The sequence below is a fragment of the Streptomyces sp. NPDC107538 genome (genome assembly GCF_055657445.1).
Map to the genome: position 1 here is coordinate 523,052 of NZ_JBVKAY010000001.1, position 20,616 is coordinate 543,667.

Genomic DNA, 20,616 nt, shown 5'->3' on the forward strand with positions numbered 1-20,616 from the left:
CGGGCGTGCCCGACAAGGGAACGAACGCACCGGGTAAGGGAATGGGTGCACCCGGTAAGGAACGGGCTTGCGTGGCGAGGGAGTTGGGCGCGCCCGACCGGGCCGGAGGCGCGCCCTCCGGGTCCTGGTTCAGCCGACGCCCGAGGTGGCCCGCCACAGCTCCGCGAGTGCGGGGTCGCCGGTGACGGTGGGGAGGGGGAGCCGGTTCCACAGGGACAGGTACAGCCGGGGCGCCGGGCCCGCGATCTCACAGTCGGCGTCCGCCGCCTCCGCCTCCGTCCCCGCCACCCGCTGCGCCGCGGGTGGCTCCGAGGACAGCCGTACGGTCCATACGGCGTCCGTGTCGGTGGCCCGCACCCGCAGGACGCGTGGAGCCTCGGTACGGACCCGGCTGCGGGAGCGGGCGTGGAAGCCGAGCAGGAGTTCGTCGATGCCGTCGACGGCGAAGTCCACGGCGGGCTCGGTGAGTTCACCGCCGAGCGCGGACTCCGCGTCGACACGGTGCACGGCCGTCTCGTGGGCCTGGCGGCGGGCCCAGAAGGACCGTGGGGAGGGGGCGGGCAGGAAGCTCCAGCAGTCGAGGTCGGCGGGGGCGGTGCGCAGGGTGTCGACGAGCCGTCGGTGCCCGTCCTCGAACCAGGTCAGCAGGGCGTCCCCGTCCAGGTCGGGCTCGTCCGGGACGGGGCGGGGCGAGAGGAGTCCCTCGGCGAGGAACGCGGTGGCCCAGCGGTGCACGGCTCCCGTGTGCCGTACCAGGTCCCGTACCCGCCACTCGGGGCAGGTCGGCACCTCGGCGTCCGTACCGGCCTTGCGGGCGGCCGTGACGAGCAGCCGGCCTTCCTCGTCCAGGGCTCTGATGTGCTCGGCGGTCTCCATGGGGGCGAGTCTGCCCGACGAAGGGTGTACGTGGCACCCGCCCGGCACGTTGGCTGAGCGTGGCGGGCGGGCGGGACGGTCGGGCGCGCGTACGTGTGGGCGGGCGCGTGCGCGAGCGGGGTGTTCGGGGGGCGCCGAGGTGGGCACGGTCGTCGGGGCGTCAGGGGGTGGCGCGGATCCGGCCGTCGTGGCGTGTTCCCGCTCCCGGTTCCCCGTGCGCCAGCCACTCGGCGACGCTGTGCGCGATCGGCTGGCCGGTGTCCATCTCCACGAACCCGAACTGGCCGGACTGGTTGCACTCCAGGAACCACCAGATCCCGTCCGCGTCCTCCGCGAAGTCGAAGGCCCCGTAGGAGAGTTCGGCGTCGCGGAGGTAGGCGCGCACGGCCGTGGCGGTGCGGTCCGGGACGTCGACCGGCTGCCAGGGCGCGGCGGAGGGGGCGAAGCGGACGTCCACCTCGTCGGGGTGCGCGTCCGGGGCGACCGCCTTGCGGGCGGCCAGCATCCGGTCGCCGACGGCGGTGAGCCGGATGTCGGCGGTCTTGGCGATCCGGCGCTGCAGCAGTGTCGGACCGAACGCCACGGCGGTGAAGTCGGTGCCGGGCGCGACACGGCTGGTCGGGACCGTCCGGGCCGGCTCCTGCGGATGGGTGCCGGAGACCGGCTTCACCACCAGGTCCGGGAAGCGCTCGGCGAAGTCACGGGCGGCCTGCGGGAACGTGGTGATCAGCGTGGCCGGTACGGGCAGCCCGCAGCGCTGGGCGTGCCGGAGCTGCCAGGGCTTGTGGCGGGCCCGCCGGGCCGCGTCCGGGTCGTTCATCCAGCGGGCGCCCGTGCCGCGCAGCATGCCGTACAGCGCCTGCGAGGACTCCTCGGTCAGCCAGGCGGACGGCTCGGCGACCCCGCTGGCCGGCACCCCCGGCCGGCGCAGCCAGATCGACCGCAGCCCGCTCATGCTCACCAGGCGCCCCCCGGCGGACAGATGGCCGCGGAAGGCGCCGTGCACGTACTCGCCGGAGAGCGCCACGCCGCCGGGCAGGTCGGCGGGATCGAGCCGGACCACCGGGACGCCGGTCCTGTTGAGCCGCGCCACCACCAGGTCCGCCGTCACATCCTGTTCGCAGGTGAGGATCAGCACCGTCATCGTCGCCGGTCCGCGTTCAGTCGTCGAAATGGGTCTTCGAACCCGCGGTGGACGTGGTCGCCCCCAATTCCCGCATAAGGCCCTGGTCGTGAGCGGCTATCCGCCCGTCGGCGAGCACGTTCAACTGCAGCCCGGAGTCGTAGGTGTACGGAGCGCTGAACTCCAACTGCTCAGCGGCGCGAGCGTAGTTGAGCACGAACAGTCGCATCGTTTCTCCTTGTTCGGGACCATCCGGAAAAGCGGATGGTGACGCTCCGGCCGCCCTCTGTCCGGCCGGGTCGCAGGGCCTCCAGGGAGTTATACGAATCGAACGACTGAATGGTTGCCTCATGTTCTCGGAGGGCTGACTTCATGCACCGCGAGGTGTGACGGGGCAACGGTGAGTGGTCATTCAGCGGTGGAGTGACGGGTGGCGAACGCGATGAGGGAGGCGAAAGCGGCGAGTACCGCGACGCTCGTGAGCGCGACGGGCAAAGAGAACCATTCGGCCATGAACCCGATCGCGGGCGGGCCGAGCAGCATGCCCAGATAGCCGAGCGTGGAGGCGGTGGCCACCCCGCCGGGACCGGCCAGCGCGCCCGCCCGTTCGATGGCCACGGGGAAGATGTTGGCGAGGCCCAGACCGGTGACCGCGAAGCCGAGGAGGGTCGCCCACACCGAGGGGGCGAGGGAGCCCAGCAGCATCCCGGCCGTCGCCGTCGCGCCACCGGCCACGAGCACCGTGGTCCTGCCCAGCCGTTCGAGCAGGGCCGTCCCGGTGAGCCGGCCGATGGTCATGGCGAGCGCGAAACACGTGTAACCGATCGCCGCGACACCCGGCGAGGTGTCCAGGTCCGCCTCCAGATGCAGGGCGCCCCAGTCGGCCAGCGCCCCCTCGCCGTACGCCGTGCATCCGGCGATCAGACCGAGGACGACCACCAGGCCGCGCGTACGGCCGTCCAGGCGGCCGGGGGCGGACTCCCGGGTGCCGCGCGCGGGGGTGTCGCGCTCCGGGGCGCGGTCCGGGGGTGCCGGTGGTGCGTGGCGCAGCAGGGTGGGGGCGGCCAGGGTGGTCACCAGCAGCCCGACGAGGGTGATGCCGAGCAGATGGCGGGTGGGGGAGAGGGAGCCCGCGACCAGGCTGCCGAGGCCCGCCCCGACCATGCCGCCCAGGCTGAACGCGGCGTGGAAGCTGGGCATGATCGGCCGTCCCAGCGCGGCCACCAGGTCCACGGCGGCGCTGTTGAAGGCGACGTTGATGCCGCCGAAGGCCGCTCCGAAGAGCAGGAGGACCGCGCCGAGCGCGAGTGCCGAGTGGGTGAGCGGGGGCAGGGCCACGCTGAGCGACAGCAGGACGGCGCAGGCGACCGTCACCGGGTGGCTGCCGAAGCGGCGGCAGAGGCGGCCGGTGAGCATCATCGTGATCACCGCCCCGGCGGACACGCCCAGCAGTGCGAGGCCGAGTGCGCCCGGCGAGGCGCCGGTCTGCTCCTTGATCGCGGGGATTCTGACCACCCAGCCGGCGAAGACGAAGCCGTCGAGGGCGAAGAAGGCGGTGAGGGTGATGCGCAGGGGGCGGAGGTGGGAGGGGGTGCGGACGTGACCGTCGCGGCCTTCGGGGCCCGGCACGGCGTTGTGCGTTCGGGTTTTGTTTATTCGCGGCACAAAATCAGGTTAGGTGGGGGTGGGGGGCGGGACAAGGTTGTTTGGGGCGTGGGCGTGGGCGTGGGCGTGGTGGGGCGGGCGCGGGTGGGGGCGGGCGCGGAGGGGGATCGTCTGCGGGTGGGGGAAGGGGCGCCTGGAATCGGGCGGTGGGTCGGATGCGGGGTGTGGCGGGTGCTGGGTGCCCGCCAGTGGCCGGTGGCGGGGCCGGAGCCGCAGTCGGCGCAGTGGGGGGACGGCGGTGGCACCGATCGCCGTGAACGTCCGCGTCCCGGACAGGCCCTGCCGAGGTGTCGCTTCGGGCCTCGTCCAGGGCCTCGTCCAGGGCTCCCCGCGCGACCCCGACCGGCCGTATGCCCTGCGCCGGTTGGATGAATGTGCGGCCGTGACTGTCGGGGCCGTCGGGTGGGGCGTCGGCATGTTCGTGGGGCGCCGGTCGTGGCGTGACAGGACCTGTCCGAGGAGAACCCGTGCCCCGAGTCGCCCACCTGCCCGCTGTCGCCGCGGTCACCGCCGCCGTCGCTCTGCTCGCCGCGGCTCCGCCGCCGGACGGGGAGCAGGCCGTGTCCCGGCCGCGTATCGTCGCGCACTTCGACATCGCCCGGGGGCAGACACCGGAGAACATCGCCCTGGAGCCGGACGGCTCCGCCGACCTGACCTTCTCGGCCGCCCGCCAGGTCGCCCGGGTCACCGAGCAAGGACACACCCGCATCCTCGCGACCCTGCCCGCCGAGCCCAACCCGCGGACCCCCCTCGTCGGCGATGACATCGTCCTCGGCATCGCCCGCGCCCACGACGGCACGCTGTACGTCACCTACGCCACCGGCACCGACAAGACCGGCGTCTGGCGCATCACCCCCGGCCGCGCACCCCGGCGTATCGCCCAACTGCCCGCCGACGGACTGCCCAACGCCATCGGCCTCGACGAGCGCCGGGGCGTGCTCTACATCGCCGACTCGGTCCGGGGAACCGTCTGGCGCGTCCCGCAGCAGGGCGGTGTCCCCACCGCATGGGCCACGGGAACCGCGCTCCAGCCGCTCCCGGCCTCGGAGGGCGGCTTCGGAGTCGGCGCGAACGGCCTGAAGGTCCACAACGGCGAGGTGTGGGTCTCCAACACCGACCGGGGCACCCTGCTGCGCATCCCCGTCCGCCGGAACGGCGACGCGGGCGCGATCCGGACCAGGGCGACCGGCCTGGTCGGAATCGACGACTTCGCCTTCACTGGACGCGGAAACACCGTTCTCGCCGCGATGGTCCTCAGCGACGAACTCGCCCTCGTCCGCCCCGACGGCACCCACACCGTCGTCCTCACCGCGGAGGCCGGCCTCTCCAACCCGACCTCCGTGGCCGTACGCCACCGCACGGTCTACGTCCCCAGCGGCGCCTTCTTCACCAGGCGGGACCCGAACCTGCTGCTCGCCGACCTCGGTGGGCGTCACGATCAGTGACCGACCGCGGTGAATTCCGTATGCGGGCCATCGGCCCCGGACGCTCTTGCGGATGACAGAATTCCCGCAGTCTGCGCAAAGGGAATTCATCGATGACGATCCGGATACCCCATGTGAATACCCCATGTGAATACGTCGATTGCGCTCCGGACATGTGAAAGGCCCTCTCCCCACCCCATCGGTCCCGGCATTCCACACCGTTCTCACGACGGCACCCGAGGCGTCCCGAATCGCTCCTGGCGGAATCGGAAGCGGAATTGTCGTCCGCCCCGGCGGACGACACCGACGGACCCGCGCCGGTGCTCAGTGCTCACCGAACGGATCGAGGCCGGGCCCCGGGCCAGGTCGGTGTGATCGAGGTTCGAACGGTGGCCGCTGGAGTCCGATCATGTCCACTACGCCACGCTGGCTCGATGCCGAGGAGCAACGGGACTGGCTGGCCTACATCGACTTCTCGACCCTGCTCCACGACTACCTCAACCGGCAGCTGCGCCGCGACGCCGGTATGACGCACGCCGACTACGCGCTGCTGTCCCACCTGTCGTCGGCGCCCGGCCGGGCCCTGGGCATGTCCGAACTGGCCCGCCGGCTGAAGATCACCCGCAGTCGGCTGACGCACGCGGTCGACCGCCTCGGCGGTACCGGACTCGTGGACCGCCGGGAGGACCCCGCCGACGGCCGGGGCCAGTTGGCCGTCCTCACCGACGAGGGGCAGGCCTTGCTGGTCCGCACGGCCCCGGGCCATGTGGACGCCGTACGCCGTGTGGTCTTCGACGCCCTCACCCCCGAACAGGTGCGCCAGCTGGCGGAGATCGGCGAGGCGATCGGCGACGCCCTCGTCCGCGCGGAGGGGGCCTCGGCGGACCCGGCGCTCCTGCCCTGGCGGCGCCGCTAGCGCGCCGGCGCGCGCCGGAAGGGCCGTTCCGCGCCGTACCCGGCACCGGAACGGCCCTTCGGCCATGACGGGTCGCGGTTTCGCGGGCCGCCTCAGCCGACCGCCCGGAACGTGCGCAGCCGCAGGGAGTTGCCGACGACGAAGACCGAGGAGAAGGCCATGGCCGCCCCGGCGATCATCGGGTTGAGCAGGCCGGCCGCCGCGAGCGGCAGGCCGGCCACGTTGTAGGCGAAGGCCCAGAACAGGTTGGACCGGATGGTGCCGAGGGTCCGGCGGGCGAGGCGGATGGCGTCGGCCGCCGCGCGCAGGTCGCCCCGGACGAGGGTCAGATCGCTCGCCTCGATCGCGGCGTCCGTGCCCGTGCCCATCGCCAGCCCCAGGTCGGCCTGCGCGAGGGCGGCCGCGTCGTTGACGCCGTCGCCGACCATCGCGACCGAACGGCCCTCGCCCTGAAGGCGCTTGACGACCGCGACCTTGTCCTGCGGCAGTACCTCCGCGATCACGTCCCCGGGCGCGATCCCGACCTCCCGGGCCACGGACTCGGCCACGGCCCGATGGTCGCCGGTCAGCAGGATCGGGGTGAGACCGAGCCCGCGCAGCCGGGTGATCGCCTCCGCGCTGGTCTCCTTCACCGCGTCGGCGACCTCCAGCACCGCGCGGGCCTCGCCGTCCCAGGCGACCACGACGGCCGTACGCCCGGCGGCCTCCGCCTCCGCCCTGGTCTCCCGCAGCGCGGAGGGCAGCTCCATGGCCCACTCGGCGAGGAGCCGCTCACGGCCGACGAGGACCGCGTGGCCCTCGACGATCCCCTGGACGCCCAGGCCGGGTACGTTCGCGAAGTCCTCCGGCGCGGGCAGCGCGCCGACCCGGTTCCGCGCGCCCTCGGCGACGGCGCGGGCGACCGGATGCTCGGAGGCGTGCTCCAACGCGCCCGCCAGGCGCAGCACTTCGGACTCCTCGACGCCGGTGGCGGGGTGCACGGCCAGCAGGGTCATCCGGCCGGTGGTGACGGTCCCGGTCTTGTCGAGGACGACGGTGTCGACCCGGCGTGTGGACTCCAGTACCTCCGGGCCCTTGATCAGGATGCCTAGCTGGGCGCCGCGCCCGGTGCCGACCAGCAGCGCGGTGGGTGTGGCGAGGCCCAGGGCGCAGGGGCAGGCGATGATCAGTACGGCGACGGCGGCGGTGAACGCGGCCGTCAGCCCCGCGCCGTTGCCCAGCCAGAAGCCGAGGGTGCCCAGGGCCAGCGCGATCACGATCGGCACGAAGACGCCGGAGATCCGGTCCGCGAGCCGCTGGGCCGCCGCCTTCCCGTTCTGCGCGTCCTCCACCAGCCGTGCCATCCGGGCCAGTTGGGTGTCGGCGCCGATCCGCGTGGCCTCGACGACCAGCCGCCCGCCCGCGTTCACCGTGCCACCGGTGACCGGGTCGCCGGCCACCACCTCCACGGGCACGGACTCGCCGGTCAGCATGGACGCGTCCACGGCGGACGAGCCCTCGACGACCGTCCCGTCCGTGGCGATCTTCTCGCCGGGGCGGACCAGGAACCGGTCACCGACCGTCAACTCGGCTACGGGGACCGTCCGTTCACCCCCACTCGGGGTGAGTACGGTGACGTCCTTCGCGCCCAGCTCCAGCAGCGCCCGCAGCGCCGCGCCCGCCTTCCGCTTGGAGCGCGCCTCGAAGTAGCGCCCGGCGAGGATGAACGCGGTCACCCCGGCCGCGGCCTCCAGATAGATGCTCCCGGCGCCGTCACCCCGGACGATGGTCAGTTCGAAGGGGTGTGTCATGCCGGGGGTGCCCGCCGTCCCGAGGAACAGCGCCCACAGCGACCAGCCGAACGCGGCCAGCGTGCCGATGGAGATCAGCGTGTCCATGGTGGCGGCGCCGTGCCGGGCGTTGGTCCAGGCGGCCCGGTGGAAGGGCCACCCCGCGTACGTCACCACGGGCGCGGCCAGCGTCAGGGACAGCCACTGCCAGTACTCGAACTGCAACGCGGGGACCATGGCCATCGCGACGACGGGGACGGCCAGGACCACCGCCGTGATCAGCCGCTGCCTCAGCGGCAGTAGCTCGTCGTCCTCCGCCGCGCCCGTCCCGTCGGGCTCGGCCCTCGTGGGTGGCGCGGGCTCCCGTGCCGTGTAGCCGGTCGCCTCGACGGTGGCGATCAGATCCCCCACCGAGACGTCGTCGGCGTAGCTGACCTTCGCCTTCTCGGTGGCGTAGTTGACCGTGGCCGTGACGCCGTCCATACGGTTCAGCTTCTTCTCGATCCGGGCCGCGCAGGAGGCGCAGGTCATCCCGCCGATGGCGAGTTCCACCTCGGTGGCGGGCCCGCTCGTGGTCTCGGTCCCGGTCCTGGTGATGGTCATGGCTGCTCCTCGTCCCATACAGGGTGGGGGTATCCTCGCGCTGTGTTCTGTATACCCCTGGCGGGTATCTGAGGCAAGTTGCTCCACGAGCTTGACTCTATACCCCCTAGGGGTATCGTGAGCTGAGTGGAGGCCCCGAGAACCCCCGAAGGAGACGGTCATGAACACCGGACTGAGGATCACCGCGTTCGCCGCGGCACTGGCCGCGACGTTCGGCACCGCCTACGGCGTGGGCAAGGGGGTCGAACCGGTCGTCTCGGACACCAAGGACTCGGCGGAGACCGCGCCCCATGACGCCCACGGCGAGGACGCGGAGTCACCGGATTCCGGAAGCGAGGACGAGGGCGGGCACGCCTCCGCCCCGCCCGGCGGGCTGCAGATCTCGGACGGCGGCTACACGCTCGACCTGCGCACCCCGGACGTCACCGTCGGGCACCGCACCGACCTGCGGTTCGTCATCCGGGACGAGGACGGCCGTGCTGTCACCGCGTACCAGCGCGAGCACGACAAGGAGCTCCACCTCATCCTCGCCTCACGTGATCTGGTCACCTACCGCCATCTGCACCCCGTCCGCGCCGCCGACGGCACCTGGAGCACCCCCGTCGACCTCCCCCGGGCGGGTGACTACCGCGTCTTCGCCGACTTCACCCCGGCCGGGAAGAACGCCGAGAACCTCACGCTGGGGGCCGACCTCGCGGCGGCGGGCACGTACAAGCCGCAGAAGTTCCCGGCGCCGAGCGCCACCGCCGAGGTCAACGGCTACGAGGTCGAGCTGGACGGCGGCCTGCGCGCGGGCGCCGCGAGCGAGCTGAAGCTGAAGGTCTCCCGCGACGGCAGGCCCGTCACCGATCTCCAGCCCTACCTGGGCGCGTACGGCCACCTGGTCGCCCTGCGCTCCGGCGACCTCGCCTATCTGCACGTACACCCGAACGGCGAGCCCGGCGACGGGAAGACCCGCCCCGGCCCCGCCATCTCCTTCACGGCCACCGCCCCCAGCGACGGCACCTACCGCCTCTTCCTCGACTTCAAGCACGAGGGCAAGGTGCACACGGCCGCGTTCACGGTCCGCGCGGGAGAAGCGGCGCAGCCGGGACAGACGACGGAGCCGGGACACGCTGACGAGCCGGGACAGGCGGAGGAGCACTCACACTGACCGCCGTGCGGCACCCTCCGGCGGCGCGTTCACCACCGGGGGCCGCCGTGCCCCCACCCGCGTCGCCCCCTCGAACGCGTGCCCGGCCCGCAGCACCGACCAGTCCCGCCGATGCGGCCCCACGATCTGCAGCCCGACCGGCAGCCCCTCCGGCGTGAACCCGGCCGGCACGGACAGCGCGGGGCACCCCGTGACGGAGATCAGATACGCCGAGCGCATCCAGTCGAGATAGGTCTCCATGGGCGTGCCGTCGACGACCGTCGGATACGCCAGCCCGATGTCGAAGGGCGCGACCTGGCTGACCGGCAGCAACAGCAGGTCGTAGTGCTCGAAGAACTCACGCACCCGGTGGAAGAGCGCGCCGTGCAGCGCCTGGGCCCGCCCCAGATCGGGTCCGCCTAGCCTGCGGCCCTCCTCGATGTTCCAGATCACGTCCGGGGCGAGCCGGTCGCGGTGCTCGTCCAGCAGTGCCCCGTAGGACAGCTCCACCTGCCAGGCACGCTGGGCGAGGAAGACCTCGTCCGCGCCGGAGAGGTCCGGGCAGGCCTCCTCGACCTCGCAGCCCAGCGCCGCGAACACCCCGGCCGCCGGGCGCAGCGCGTCCCGTACCTCCGGGTCGACGGGCACCAGCCCGCCCAGATCGGGGGACCAGGCCACCCGCAACCCCCGTACGTCGCCGTCGAGTTGCCAGGCGAAGGTGGAGCCGGGCGTCTGCAGGGAACGCGGGTCGCGGGGGTCCGGACCGGCGAGCACGGAGAGGGTCAGGGCGACGTCCGCCACGGTCCGTGCCATCGGCCCCTTCACCGACAGCTGCCCCCAGGGCGCCTTGTCGGGCCAGGACGGCACCCGGCCGGGCGACGGCCGCAGTCCGACGACGTTGTTGAAGGAGGCCGGGTTGCGCAGCGAGCCCCCGGTGTCGCTGCCGTCGGCGATCGGCTGCATCCCGCAGGCCAGGGCCGCCCCCGCCCCGCCGCTGCTGCCACCCGCGCTGCGGGAGAGGTCGTACGGATTGCGGGTGGCCCCGAAGACGGGGTTGACGGTGTGCGAACCCAGGCCCAGTTCGGGGACGTTGGTCTTGCCGAGGGTGATCGCCCCCGCCTTCCGCAGCCGCTCCACGACCAGATGGTCCCGGCCGGGCACCCGCTCGGCGAAGATCGGCGAGCCGGACGTCGTCCGGATGCCCGCCGTGTCGTGCAGGTCCTTGTGCGCGACGGGCAGCCCGTGCAGCGGACCGACCGGTTCCCCGGCCGCCATGCGGTCGTCCGCCGCCGACGCCTGCTCCAGCGCCCGGTCGGCCACCAGCGTCACGATCGCGTTCACCGCCGGATTCACCCGCTCGATCCGCTCCAGATGAGCGGTCACCACCTCCCGCGCGGACAGCTCACGCCGCGCCAGCGCGACGGAGAGTTCGTACGCGGTCCGGAAGCACAGGTCGTCCGTCGTCGGATCCGCGTCGCCCGTCGGGTTCACGGGGTACTGAACGGGATACCGCGCGGGGTGATCGACGAGGTGGTCCACGGATTGGTTCACGAGGTGGTCCACGGAATGGTTCACGAGGTGGTTCACGCTCCTCCCAGGGAGTCCTTGAGCTGGACGGCCGCGAGCACCCCGAAGAGCACGAAGGAGCCGCCCAGCAGTACGTTCGAGGTGACGCGGTTGCGCAGGGCGGGCTCCACGCTCCGGCGGTTGAGCAGCACCAGCAGCGCGCCGGAGAGCAGCGGCAGGATCAGCGAGCCGACGGCGGCGTAGGTGAGGACGAGGGACACCGGCCTGCCCAGGAAGGTGACGGCGACCGAGGTGAGCGCGCAGTAGAGGACGAACAGCCGGAACGGGCGGCCGTGCTGCGCGATGTGCGGCTCCGCCTCGGCGTCCGGGATGCCGCGCAGCGCCCGCAGCGAGTCGGCGAGCAGGTAGCACAGGCCGTTGAAGCCGCCGACGAGCGCGCTCAGCGTCACCAGGAAGAACGTGCCGAGGAACAGCACCCGCGCCACCGAGCCCAGGTCGGCGCCGAGCGGATCGGCGAGCGCGGCCAGCCCGTCACTGCCGGTGATGCTGCCGCCCGTGCCGTACAGCAGGCCCGTGCCCACCACCGTCGTGCACAGCACGAACAGCAACGTGACGCCGTAACTCACCGCCGAGTCCGCCCGCATGAGCCGCAGCCGGCTCCGGTCCGCCCAGCCCTTCTCCCGCACCCAGTAGCTGTACGAGGCGATCCCGGCCGTGCCGCCCACCCCGCCGACCAGCGCCAGCACCGTCACCACGTCACCCTCCGGCAGCCGGGGACGCAGGGTGCCGAGCAGGCCGGGCAGATCGTCGGCGGTGGCGAGCGTGGCCACCGCCAGGACGGCCATACCGAGGAACTTGGCGAGCATGAAGACACTCATCACCCGCTCGAACACCGCGTACCGGCCGACGTACACGATCGCGGCCGCCGCCAGCGCGATCACGACGGCGACCGGCCGGACCGGCAGCACGGGGAACAGCGTCGACAGCGCCAGGGACGCCACCGAGCTGAGCGCCGCCCCGTACAGCAGCCCGATGACGAGGACGAAGAGCATGAAGGCCGCCGGGAGCCAGCGGGCCGCCGACTTCAGGCTCGCGATCACGGTCTGCCCGGTGGCCAGGTACAGACGGCCCACCGCCTCGGTGAGCGCGTACTTGAGGACGACACCGATGACGATCGCCCACATCAGCGCCATCCCGTACCCGGCGGCGCCCGCGAGCGAGGTCACCATGTCGCCCGCGCCCACACTGGCGGCGGCCAGCACCAATCCGGGGCCCAGGAGGGCCAGTCGGCCCCGCCGGGTGCCGGTGGGGCGTGGCCCGGCCGGCGTGGGGGAGGGGGCTGCCGGGGAACGTGGGGGACTGCCGGGAGTCACGGTCACGTCAACCATCTCCGTACATCGGGGAGTCACGGGAGTCATGGGAGTGAGGGGTTCGTGCGGCGGGTGCGGGCCGAGGGAAACGCGGTGATCGCGGTGATCGCGGGGGGACGCGCCCCGCACGGCGGGGAGACCGTGCGGGACCATGCGATTCCACTTCACGGCAGGCTGGGCCACCGCGACGGAAGGGAACAAGAACCCCTGCGGAGTTGACGGAATCCGCCATAGGCTGGGGCCGATGGACGCACCGCAGACCGGCCCCGTGACGGATTCGCTGGACCGGCGCATCATCAGCGCGCTGCAGATCGACGGCCGGGCCCCCTGGCACCGCATCGCGGCGGCCCTCGGCGAGCCCGAACGCACCGTGGTCCGCCGCGGCACCCGGCTCCTGGAGGCCGGTCTCGTCCGGATCGGGGCCATGGCGATGCGGGGCCGCAGTGTGGTGGTCGGCGTGCGCTGCGCCCCCGGCCGGGCCCGGGTCACCGCCACCGCGCTGGCCCGCCGCCCCGACTGCGTCTTCGCCCACGTCCTCACCGGCACCCCGGACTGCCTCGCCGAACTGCGCTGGCCGCGCGAACGGCTGGCGGGCCTGGTCCTGGACGAACTCGCCGGTCTGCCGGGCGTGGTGGAGACCCGCACCCTCCCCGTACTGCGCCATGTCCGCACCATCCGGGAGTGGCACACGGGCCTGCTCGCGGACGCCGAGATCACCGCGCTGAAGGGCGAGCACCCCTCCGACACCGCCGCGCCGCCGGTCACCGCCCCCCTGCCCACCGGCGAGACACCCTCCGAACTCTCCCGCGCCGACCGGCTGTTGCTGCACGCCCTCGCCGAGGACGGGCGCCGCACCTACGACGAACTGGCGCGCGTCTCGGGGGTGTCGGAGGCCACCGCGCGACGCCGCCTCGGCACGTTACGGCGCGAGGGCAAGGTCCGTATCCGCGCCGTGATCGAACCCGCGGTGCTCGGACTGCCGGTCGAGGCCGTCCTGTGGGTCCGCACGCCCCCGGCCGCGGTCGCCTCCGTCACGGCGGCCCTCGCCGATTCCGCCCACGTCCGCTACACCAGCTTCGTCACCGGCGAACGCCAGCTGCTCGTCCTCACCGCGTTTCCCGACGAGTCCGCCCTCCACGACTTCGTCACCGGCTCGCCTTGGATCCACGACGTCACCGCGATCGACGTGTCCCTCGTCCTCACCACCCTCAAGCGGGGCGGCATGCTGGCCCCTTGGCTCCAGGACTGACCCGATGCCGGCCAGGGCGGCCCATCCGGCTCATGCGCATCGTGCGCACCATGCATCTCACGTGCCTCACGTGCCTCACGTGCCTCATACGGCGACGACCCGCACCCCGGCGTCCTCGAACCCCCGCACGATCTCCGGCGCCGCCGCCGAGTCCGTGACGAGCGTGTCCACCGACTCCGTCGCGCAGATCCAGGCGAAGGCCCGCCGCCCCAGCTTGCTGGAGTCGGCCGCGACGACGACCCGCTGGGCCCGCTCGCACAGCAGCCGGTTGACGGCGGCCTCCGCCTCGTCGTGGGCGGCGGCGCCATGGACGACGTCGAGGGCGACGACGCCGAGGACCGCCACGTCCAGGGTGATCCGGTCGAGCACCCCGTCGGCGAGCGGGCCGACCAGCTCGTACGACTGGGCGCGGGCCACCCCGCCCGTCACCACGATCTTGAACTGGGGCCGCACGGCCAGCTCGCTCGCGATGTTGAGCGCGTTGGTGACCACGGTCAGCGCGGGCCCACCGGCCGCCAGGTCCCCCCGCACGGCGAGGGCCCGTGCCACCTCGGTGGTGGTCGTGCCGCCGGTCAGGCCCACGGCCTCGCCGGGGGCGACGAGATCCGCGACCGCCCCGGCGATGCGCTGTTTCTCGGTGGCCCGCCGGGCCGTCTTGTAGCGCAGCGGCAGTTCGTACGAGACGCCGTGCACGACCGCCCCGCCCCGGGTGCGCACGAGCATCTGCTGTTCGGCGAGCTGGTCGAAGTCCCGCCGGATCGTCGCGGCGGACACCCCCAGCTCGGCGGCCACCTCCTCGACGTCCAGCCGCCCCCGCTCGACGAGGAGTTCGAGCAGGGTCTGCCAGCGGGCGTCGCGGGACATCGATCTCCTCGGCCATGAACATACGTGACGGTGCTTGAAGATGCTCGATAGGTGACTATATCTTGCAGAAGCAAGCATGTGCCGGGCGTATCCGGGGGAGGGATCCCGTATGACCCACGTCGAGGACGAGCTGAACACCCAGCCCGAGTGCTGGACCCGCGCCGCCGCCGGGGCGGCCGAGCACGCCGGGGTCCTGCCGGCGCCGGGGGAGCGGGTCGCGCTCGTCGGCTGCGGCACGTCGTACTTCATGGCACAGGCCGCCGCCGCGCTGCGCGAGCGGGCCGGACAGGGGGAGACGGACGCCTTCGCGGCCTCGGAGTTCCCCCACGGGCGGGCCTACGACCGGGTCGTCGCCCTCACCCGCTCCGGCACCACCACCGAGGTGCTGGACCTGCTGTCCGCGCTCCGGGGCCGTACGCGGACGACGGCGATCACCGCCGACCCGGACACACCGGTCATGGCGGCGGCGGACGACGTGATCGTGCTGGACCACGCCGACGAGAAGTCCGTCGTCCAGACCCGCTTCGCCACCACCGCCCTCACCCTCCTGCGCGCCCACCTCGGCCTGCACACCGAGACGGCCGTCGCCGACGCGCGCACTGCCCTGGCGGCGCCGCTGCCCGAAGGGCTCGTCGACAGCACCCAGTTCACCTTCCTCGGCCGGGGCTGGACCGTAGGTCTGGCCAACGAGGCCGCGCTGAAGATGCGGGAGGCGGCGCTCGCCTGGAGCGAGGCGTACCCGGCGATGGAGTACCGGCACGGCCCGATCAGCGTCACTACCCGGTCCACGGTCACCTGGATGCTCGGCGAGGCCCCCGAGGGGCTGGCCGACCAGGTCCGGGAGACCGGCGGGACCTGGGTGCCCGGCACGCTCGACCCGCTCGCCGAACTGGTCCGCGCCCAGCGGCTCGCGGTCGCCGTGGCCGCCGCCCGCGGTCTCGACCCGGACCGGCCGCGCCACCTCACGCGCTCGGTGATCCTCGACACGAACGACCGCTGAACCAGGAGGAGTTGTGCCCCTCACGACGACCGGCGCACTGATCACCCGGGCCGCCGCCGCGCGGACCGCGGTGGCCGCGTTCAACGTCATCACCCTGGAACACGTCGAGGCGGTCGTCGCGGGCGCCGAGTCCGTCGCCACGCCGGTCGTCCTCCAGGTCAGCGAGAACGCGGTCGGGTTCCACGGCGGGGATGTGCTCCCGCTGGCCCGTGCCGCGACGGCCGCCGCCGAGCGGGCCGCCGTGCCTGTCGCCCTCCACCTCGACCACATCCGGAGCGACGACCTGCTCCGCCGGGCCGCCGACGCCGGGTTCAGCTCCGTGATGTACGACGCCTCCCGGCTGCCCTACCTGGACAACCTCGCGGCGACCCATGCCGCCGTGGCCTGGGCGCACGGCCAAGGGCTGTGGATCGAGGCCGAGTTGGGGCAGGTGGGCGGCAAGAACGGCTCGGCGCCGCTCGACGCGCACGCGCCCGGCGCCCGTACCGACCCCGAGGAGGCGCGGGCCTTCGTCGCCGACTCGGGCGTGGACGCGCTCGCCGTCGCCATCGGCAGCTCCCACGCCATGACCACCCGGACCGCCACCCTCGACCACGCCCTCCTGAAGCGGCTGGCCACCGCGCTGGACGTCCCCCTCGTCCTGCACGGCTCCTCCGGCGTCCCGGACCACGAACTGCGCGCGGCCGTCACGGGAGGCATCACCAAGGTCAACATCGGCACCGCCCTCAACCTCGCCCTGACCGGCGCGATCCGGGACCACCTGACCGCCCACCCCGAGGTGGTGGACCCCCGCCGGTACCTCACGGCGGGCCGCGCGGCGATGACGGAGACGGTGGCCCGCCTCATCGGCGTCCTGCGCACGGAAGCGGCCGTTCCACCCCGGTAGGCGCGCCCGTACGCGCCTGTACACGTTCGTACGTGCCCGAACACGCCCGTACGCGTCCGTCCCGCGTGGGAACGTGACCGTCTTGCGAAGTGCGCCGCCCGGGACCTGAGTGTGACGCCCGTCACTGCTATTTTTCCGGTCATGCGGGAGACGGAGATCCACCTCGGTGAGCCGCCGGATGTCGCCCTCATCGGTGTCGGCGTCCACGGCGTCGCGAGCCGCACGGACGTGTTCCGGCTGCCGGAGCTGTGGCAGCTGCACCTCTACCAGTACGAGGCCGAACTGACCGTCGACGGCACGGCCCACACCATCCGCCCCGGCCGGGTCAGCCTCGTACCGCCCGGCACCACCGTCCGCTACCGCTACCGGGGCCGCTCCGAACACCTCTTCGCCCATCTGCGGATCACCCCGGCCGGACCGCCCCGCACGGTCCCGGTCGTCCAGGACGCCGGACCCGAACTCCCCACCCTCACCGGCCTGTTGCTCCAGGCGGTGGCCGCCGCCCCGAGCGAGCCCGACCGCACCCGGGCCGAGCTGTGGACCACCCTGTGGCGCGTCGCCCACCTCACCCCGCCCGACGCGGCGGACCCCGGCCCGCATCCGGCGGTCACCACCGCCATCGCCCACATCGAGGCCCATCTCGCCGCGCCGCTCACCATCCCGGAGGTGGCCCGCGTGGCCGGGGTCTCCCACAACCATCTGACCCGGCTGTTCCACGCCGAGACCGGCGGCACGGTCGTCGCCTACATCCGCCGCCGCAGACTCGAACGCGCCCACCATCTGCTCCGCGCCACGACCCTCTCGATCCCCGCCGTGGCCGCCTCCGTCGGCATCCCCGACCTCCAGGCCTTCAACAAGGCCTGCCGCCGGGAACTGGGCGCCTCCCCGCGCGCCCTGCGCGGCGCCACCCTCACGATGGGCGCCGCTAACTCCGCCTGACCGCCCGCAGCACCACGAACTTGGCGTCGCTCGCGACGAGTTCACTGTTGCCGAAGATCCGCCGCAGCGTCACGTGATAGCCCAGATGACGGTTCCCGACCACCCACAGCTCCCCGCCCGGCCGCAGCGCCCGCAGCGCCCCGCCGAACATCCGCCGGGCCGTGGCGTCGGTCGTCGCCTGATGGGAGTGGAACGGCGGATTGTTCAGGACGAGATCGACACTCCCCGCCGCGAACCCCTCCATGCCGTCGCCGACACGGAACTCCGCCCTGCCGCCGGCGTCCGCCCTGTCGTCGGTGTCCGGCCGGTTCGCCCGGTACGTCTCCTCCGCCGAGGCCACCGCCTGGTACGACTCGTCCACGAACACCACCTCGGCGTCCGGATCCGCCAGCGCGACCGCCGTACCGACCACACCGTTGCCGCACCCCAGATCGACGACCCGCCCGCCGCCCGTGTCCCCCGGAAGATGCCGCAGGAAGAACCGGGTGCCGATGTCGAGCCGCTCGGCGCAGAACACCCCCGCGTGGTTGACGACGGTCCGACCCGCCAACAGGCCGGTGTCGTCCGGGAGTTGATAGGAGTACGGCCATGGATCGTCGCCCCGGGCCTTGAGGACCGCCGCGTCCGGGGTGCAGAAGATCAGCCGCGCCTTCTGCCGCGCGAGCGAGGTGCGCGTCGGGCCGAGGATCCGCTCGAAGAGCCGAAGCGTGGAGGTGTGGATCTCCTTGACCATCCCGGTGCCGATCACCACCGTGCCCTCGTGCACGCCGGGCGCGAGCCGGTGCAGCTGGTCCTCCAGCAGCGCGAGACTCTTGGGGACGCGCACCAGGAGGACGTCGATCCGGTCCGGGGGCGTGTCCCGGGTGGTGAGCAGCCGGACCGAGTCCGCCGCCACGCCGGCCCGCTCCAGGTTGGCCCGTGTCGCCTCCCGGCTCAGGAACGAGTCGGTGATCTGCGTCGGCCCGTACCCGGCGAGCGCGGTGGCCAGCGCACCCCACCGGTCCCCGACGACCACGACCGCCCCGGCCGACGCACGGTCCGCGACCGTCCCGTCCAGTGGCGTCCCGCTCTCCGCGAGATGGCGCAACAGATACGCGTCGGACGCGTCCCAGGCACGCAGCGGGTCACGGGGGTCCTCGGGAAAGCGGGCCAGGGTGTATTCGCCCCAGGGCGCGGTCATACGGTCGCTCATCGTGTGCCCAGGCTAACCGAGCACCGGCCCGCGCCCGCCCGCCGAGCGAGGCCCCGGGGTGCCGGGCGACGCCCTGCGGCGCCGCGCGATGATGGCCCCATGGACGCCGAGCTGTTCCCCCGCGCCCGCACGGAGATCGCTCCCGGAGCTGTCCACGTGCCGGACTGGCTGGACGAGGAGCGGCAGCGGCGGCTCCTGGAGGCCTGCCGCGTATGGGCCCGGCCGCCCGCCGGCCTCCGCACGGTCCGCACCCCCGGCGGCGGCACCATGACCGCCCGCCAGGTCTGCCTGGGCCGGCACTGGTACCCGTACGCCTACGCCCCCACGGCCGTCGACGGCGACGGCGCACCCGTGAAGCCGTTCCCGCCCTGGCTCGGCGAACTCGGCCGGCGCGCGGTCGCGGACGCATGGGGACCGGACGCCTCGGGCACGGACGCCCTGCCCGAAGAGGTCGCGTCGGCCGCGTACGACATCGCGCTGATCAACTTCTACGACGCCGACGCCCGCATGGGCATGCATCGGGACGCCGAAGAGCGGTCGGACGCGCCGGTGGTGTCGCTGAGCCTCGGCGACACCTGTGTCTTCCGCTTCGGCAACACCGGGACACGGGGGCGGCCGTACACGGACGTGGAGCTGCGCAGCGGTGATCTCTTCGTGTTCGGCGGCCCGGCCCGGCGCGCGTACCACGGGGTGCCCCGGGTGCGGGCGGGGACCGCGCCCGCCGGGCTGGGGCTGACCGGACGCCTGAACGTCACCCTGCGGGTCGGCGGGTTCGAGGACGGCTGAACACCTGACGGACGGGGTTCGACGCGCTGCGGATCATGGGAGACTCCCCCTCATGGACGGGAAGGCGGCCCCCAAGGCGGCGGGCGAAGGGACGACGACACGTACGCGGCTGGACCGGGGGAGGGGCGCGCTCGGTCCGGCACTCGAACTGGTGCACACCGGCCGCGCACCGACCAGGGCCGTGCTCACCACCGAACTGGGTGTCACCCGGGCCACGGCCGGTGCCGTCGCCGCCGAGCTGGAAGCGCTGGGGCTGATCCGGGTCGACGCGCACCCGGGCGCCGCCGCCGGGTCCCAGGGCCGGCCCTCGCACCGCCTGGAGGTCGCCGAGGAAGGGCCCGTCGCCCTCGCCGCCCAGGTGCACGCCGACGGCTGGCGGGCCGCGCTGGTCGGCCTCGGCGGACGGATCGTGGCCACCGCGCCCGCCCGCGAGATCGTGGACGCCGACCCGGCCAAGGTCCTCGGCTCGGTCGTCGACGCGGGCGCCGTACTGCTGCGGGAGACCGGCCGGCGCTGTGTGGGCGCCGGGCTCGCCGTGCCGTCCGCGGTCGCCGAACCGGCGGGGCTGGCGCTGAACCCGCTGCACCTGGCCTGGCCGGCCGGGGCACCCGTCCGGGAGATCTTCGCCGAGCGGGTGCGCGCGGCCGGGATCGAGGGGCCCGCGTTCGCGGCCAACGACGTCAACCTCGCCGCCCTCGCCGAACACCGGCACGGCGCCGGGCGCGGCTCCCGCGATCTGCTGTGCGTGGCCACCGGACACCGGGGCGTCGGCGGGGCGCTGGTCCTCGACGGCCGTCTGCACACGGGCAGTTCGGGCCTCGCCCTCGAAGTCGGCCATCTCACTGTCAACCCCGCGGGCCGCCCCTGCCACTGCGGCGGCCGCGGCTGTCTGGACGTCGAGGCCGACCCGCGCGCCTTCCTGGCCGCCGTGGGCCGCGACCCGGGCCCCGAGGGGTCACTGCTCAAGCAGGCCAACGACCTGATCGGCACCCAGTACGGCGACCCGGTCGTCCGGACGGCCGCCGAGGCCATCATCGACCGGCTCGGCCTGGGCCTCGCGGGCCTGGTCAACATCCTCAACCCCGACCGCATCATCCTCGGCGGCATGCACCGCGCCCTACTGGACGCCGACCCCGAGCGGCTGCGCTCCGTAGTCGCCGACCGCAGCCTGTGGGGTCGGCAGAGCGGGGCCCCCCCGATCCTGGCCTGCACACTGGACCACAACAGCCTGGTCGGCGCGGCCGAGTTGGCGTGGCAGCCGGTGCTCGACGACCCGCTGGGCGCGCTGGTCTGAC

At 73.4% G+C, this 20,616-nt stretch carries 18 protein-coding genes; 9 read left to right on the forward strand and 9 right to left on the reverse strand.

Features of this window, described 5'->3' with window-relative positions; translation table 11 throughout:
* Nucleotides 1-129: 129 nt before the first annotated feature.
* The 4 genes from ACZ7MG_RS02330 to ACZ7MG_RS02345 all read right to left on the reverse strand — a co-directional run bounded on the left by ACZ7MG_RS02330 (nucleotide 130) and on the right by ACZ7MG_RS02345 (nucleotide 3,628).
* Nucleotides 130-876 carry a maleylpyruvate isomerase family mycothiol-dependent enzyme gene (locus ACZ7MG_RS02330; protein WP_471385788.1) on the reverse strand — a complete coding sequence of 249 codons (747 nt, stop codon included), beginning with the start codon at nucleotides 874-876 and terminating at the stop codon, nucleotides 130-132.
* Nucleotides 877-1,036: 160 nt separating this feature from the next.
* Nucleotides 1,037-2,020, reverse strand: a complete 984-nt coding sequence (tgmB, locus tag ACZ7MG_RS02335) for an ATP-grasp ribosomal peptide maturase (RefSeq protein WP_471385786.1) — start codon at nucleotides 2,018-2,020, stop codon at nucleotides 1,037-1,039.
* A 16-nt stretch (nucleotides 2,021-2,036) separates the two neighbouring features.
* Nucleotides 2,037-2,228: a putative ATP-grasp-modified RiPP gene (tgmA, locus tag ACZ7MG_RS02340; RefSeq protein WP_013005676.1), complete on the reverse strand. Its 192-nt coding sequence runs from the start codon at nucleotides 2,226-2,228 to the stop codon at nucleotides 2,037-2,039.
* A 179-nt stretch (nucleotides 2,229-2,407) separates the two neighbouring features.
* Entirely contained in the window at nucleotides 2,408-3,628 is a 1,221-nt protein-coding gene (locus ACZ7MG_RS02345) for an MFS transporter (protein WP_471385783.1), read from the reverse strand.
* Between the two features lie 503 nt (nucleotides 3,629-4,131).
* On the opposite strand from ACZ7MG_RS02345, the gene ACZ7MG_RS02350 reads away from it, so the two are divergent.
* On the forward strand, nucleotides 4,132-5,109 hold the full coding sequence (locus ACZ7MG_RS02350; protein WP_471385781.1) for an SMP-30/gluconolactonase/LRE family protein: 978 nt from the start codon (nucleotides 4,132-4,134) through the stop codon (nucleotides 5,107-5,109).
* Between the two features lie 388 nt (nucleotides 5,110-5,497).
* Nucleotides 5,498-6,004 carry a MarR family winged helix-turn-helix transcriptional regulator gene (locus ACZ7MG_RS02355; protein WP_471385779.1) on the forward strand — a complete coding sequence of 169 codons (507 nt, stop codon included), beginning with the start codon at nucleotides 5,498-5,500 and terminating at the stop codon, nucleotides 6,002-6,004.
* Nucleotides 6,005-6,096: 92 nt separating this feature from the next.
* On the opposite strand, the gene ACZ7MG_RS02360 is transcribed toward ACZ7MG_RS02355, so the two are convergent.
* The gene (locus ACZ7MG_RS02360) at nucleotides 6,097-8,376 is read right to left on the reverse strand and encodes a heavy metal translocating P-type ATPase (RefSeq protein ID WP_471385777.1); all 2,280 of its coding nucleotides are present in this window, start codon (nucleotides 8,374-8,376) and stop codon (nucleotides 6,097-6,099) included.
* Between the two features lie 160 nt (nucleotides 8,377-8,536).
* On the opposite strand from ACZ7MG_RS02360, the gene ACZ7MG_RS02365 reads away from it, so the two are divergent.
* A complete protein-coding gene (locus ACZ7MG_RS02365) occupies nucleotides 8,537-9,529 on the forward strand; it encodes a hypothetical protein (RefSeq protein WP_471385775.1) in 993 nt (330 codons plus the stop codon).
* Here ACZ7MG_RS02365 and ACZ7MG_RS02370 read toward each other — a convergent pair.
* Both ACZ7MG_RS02370 and ACZ7MG_RS02375 read right to left on the reverse strand, forming a co-directional pair.
* Nucleotides 9,521-11,071 (reverse strand): amidase, encoded by a 1,551-nt coding sequence (locus ACZ7MG_RS02370; protein WP_471386456.1) that lies wholly within the window; start codon nucleotides 11,069-11,071, stop codon nucleotides 9,521-9,523. The genes ACZ7MG_RS02365 and ACZ7MG_RS02370 overlap by 9 nt on opposite strands.
* A 20-nt stretch (nucleotides 11,072-11,091) precedes the next feature.
* Nucleotides 11,092-12,423, reverse strand: a complete 1,332-nt coding sequence (locus tag ACZ7MG_RS02375; RefSeq protein ID WP_471385773.1) for an Nramp family divalent metal transporter — start codon at nucleotides 12,421-12,423, stop codon at nucleotides 11,092-11,094.
* Between the two features lie 226 nt (nucleotides 12,424-12,649).
* Between ACZ7MG_RS02375 and ACZ7MG_RS02380 the strand changes: the two genes are divergently transcribed.
* Nucleotides 12,650-13,654, forward strand: coding sequence for an Lrp/AsnC family transcriptional regulator (locus tag ACZ7MG_RS02380; RefSeq protein ID WP_471385771.1), 1,005 nt, complete (start codon nucleotides 12,650-12,652; stop codon nucleotides 13,652-13,654).
* Between the two features lie 84 nt (nucleotides 13,655-13,738).
* Here the strand turns inward: ACZ7MG_RS02380 and ACZ7MG_RS02385 are convergent, their stop codons facing one another.
* Nucleotides 13,739-14,518 (reverse strand): DeoR/GlpR family DNA-binding transcription regulator, encoded by a 780-nt coding sequence (locus ACZ7MG_RS02385; protein WP_471385769.1) that lies wholly within the window; start codon nucleotides 14,516-14,518, stop codon nucleotides 13,739-13,741.
* Between the two features lie 109 nt (nucleotides 14,519-14,627).
* Between ACZ7MG_RS02385 and ACZ7MG_RS02390 the strand changes: the two genes are divergently transcribed.
* The 3 genes from ACZ7MG_RS02390 to ACZ7MG_RS02400 all read left to right on the forward strand — a co-directional run bounded on the left by ACZ7MG_RS02390 (nucleotide 14,628) and on the right by ACZ7MG_RS02400 (nucleotide 17,343).
* A complete protein-coding gene (locus ACZ7MG_RS02390) occupies nucleotides 14,628-15,518 on the forward strand; it encodes an SIS domain-containing protein (protein ID WP_471385767.1) in 891 nt (296 codons plus the stop codon).
* 13 nt (nucleotides 15,519-15,531) lie between these two features.
* The gene (locus tag ACZ7MG_RS02395) at nucleotides 15,532-16,404 is read left to right on the forward strand and encodes a class II fructose-bisphosphate aldolase (RefSeq protein ID WP_471385765.1); all 873 of its coding nucleotides are present in this window, start codon (nucleotides 15,532-15,534) and stop codon (nucleotides 16,402-16,404) included.
* 141 nt (nucleotides 16,405-16,545) lie between these two features.
* Entirely contained in the window at nucleotides 16,546-17,343 is a 798-nt protein-coding gene (locus tag ACZ7MG_RS02400) for a helix-turn-helix domain-containing protein (RefSeq protein ID WP_471385763.1), read from the forward strand.
* On the opposite strand, the gene ACZ7MG_RS02405 is transcribed toward ACZ7MG_RS02400, so the two are convergent.
* Nucleotides 17,330-18,535: a methyltransferase gene (locus ACZ7MG_RS02405; protein ID WP_471385761.1), complete on the reverse strand. Its 1,206-nt coding sequence runs from the start codon at nucleotides 18,533-18,535 to the stop codon at nucleotides 17,330-17,332. The genes ACZ7MG_RS02400 and ACZ7MG_RS02405 overlap by 14 nt on opposite strands.
* 99 nt (nucleotides 18,536-18,634) lie before the next feature.
* Here ACZ7MG_RS02405 and ACZ7MG_RS02410 point away from each other — a divergent pair, with 99 nt between their 5' ends.
* Nucleotides 18,635-19,321, forward strand: a complete 687-nt coding sequence (locus tag ACZ7MG_RS02410; protein ID WP_471385760.1) for an alpha-ketoglutarate-dependent dioxygenase AlkB family protein — start codon at nucleotides 18,635-18,637, stop codon at nucleotides 19,319-19,321.
* Nucleotides 19,322-19,373: 52 nt separating this feature from the next.
* Nucleotides 19,374-20,615, forward strand: coding sequence for an ROK family protein (locus tag ACZ7MG_RS02415; protein ID WP_471385758.1), 1,242 nt, complete (start codon nucleotides 19,374-19,376; stop codon nucleotides 20,613-20,615).
* The last annotated feature ends 1 nt before the right edge of the window (nucleotide 20,616 follow it).

Bases quoted from the DNA above. Each gene is read 5' to 3' on its own strand.
- ACZ7MG_RS02385 (WP_471385769.1), bottom strand. From the start codon at position 14,518: ATGTCCCGCGACGCCCGCTGGCAGACCCTGCTCGAACTCCTCGTCGAG.
- ACZ7MG_RS02380 (WP_471385771.1), top strand. From the start codon at position 12,650: ATGGACGCACCGCAGACCGGCCCCGTGACGGATTCGCTGGACCGGCGC.
- ACZ7MG_RS02330 (WP_471385788.1), bottom strand. From the start codon at position 876: ATGGAGACCGCCGAGCACATCAGAGCCCTGGACGAGGAAGGCCGGCTG.
- ACZ7MG_RS02365 (WP_471385775.1), top strand. From the start codon at position 8,537: ATGAACACCGGACTGAGGATCACCGCGTTCGCCGCGGCACTGGCCGCG.
- ACZ7MG_RS02405 (WP_471385761.1), bottom strand. From the start codon at position 18,535: ATGAGCGACCGTATGACCGCGCCCTGGGGCGAATACACCCTGGCCCGC.
- ACZ7MG_RS02415 (WP_471385758.1), top strand. From the start codon at position 19,374: ATGGACGGGAAGGCGGCCCCCAAGGCGGCGGGCGAAGGGACGACGACA.
- ACZ7MG_RS02410 (WP_471385760.1), top strand. From the start codon at position 18,635: ATGGACGCCGAGCTGTTCCCCCGCGCCCGCACGGAGATCGCTCCCGGA.
- tgmB (WP_471385786.1), bottom strand. From the start codon at position 2,020: ATGACGGTGCTGATCCTCACCTGCGAACAGGATGTGACGGCGGACCTG.
- ACZ7MG_RS02400 (WP_471385763.1), top strand. From the start codon at position 16,546: ATGCGGGAGACGGAGATCCACCTCGGTGAGCCGCCGGATGTCGCCCTC.
- ACZ7MG_RS02390 (WP_471385767.1), top strand. From the start codon at position 14,628: ATGACCCACGTCGAGGACGAGCTGAACACCCAGCCCGAGTGCTGGACC.
- ACZ7MG_RS02375 (WP_471385773.1), bottom strand. From the start codon at position 12,423: ATGGTTGACGTGACCGTGACTCCCGGCAGTCCCCCACGTTCCCCGGCA.
- ACZ7MG_RS02360 (WP_471385777.1), bottom strand. From the start codon at position 8,376: ATGACCATCACCAGGACCGGGACCGAGACCACGAGCGGGCCCGCCACC.
- ACZ7MG_RS02355 (WP_471385779.1), top strand. From the start codon at position 5,498: ATGTCCACTACGCCACGCTGGCTCGATGCCGAGGAGCAACGGGACTGG.
- tgmA (WP_013005676.1), bottom strand. From the start codon at position 2,228: ATGCGACTGTTCGTGCTCAACTACGCTCGCGCCGCTGAGCAGTTGGAG.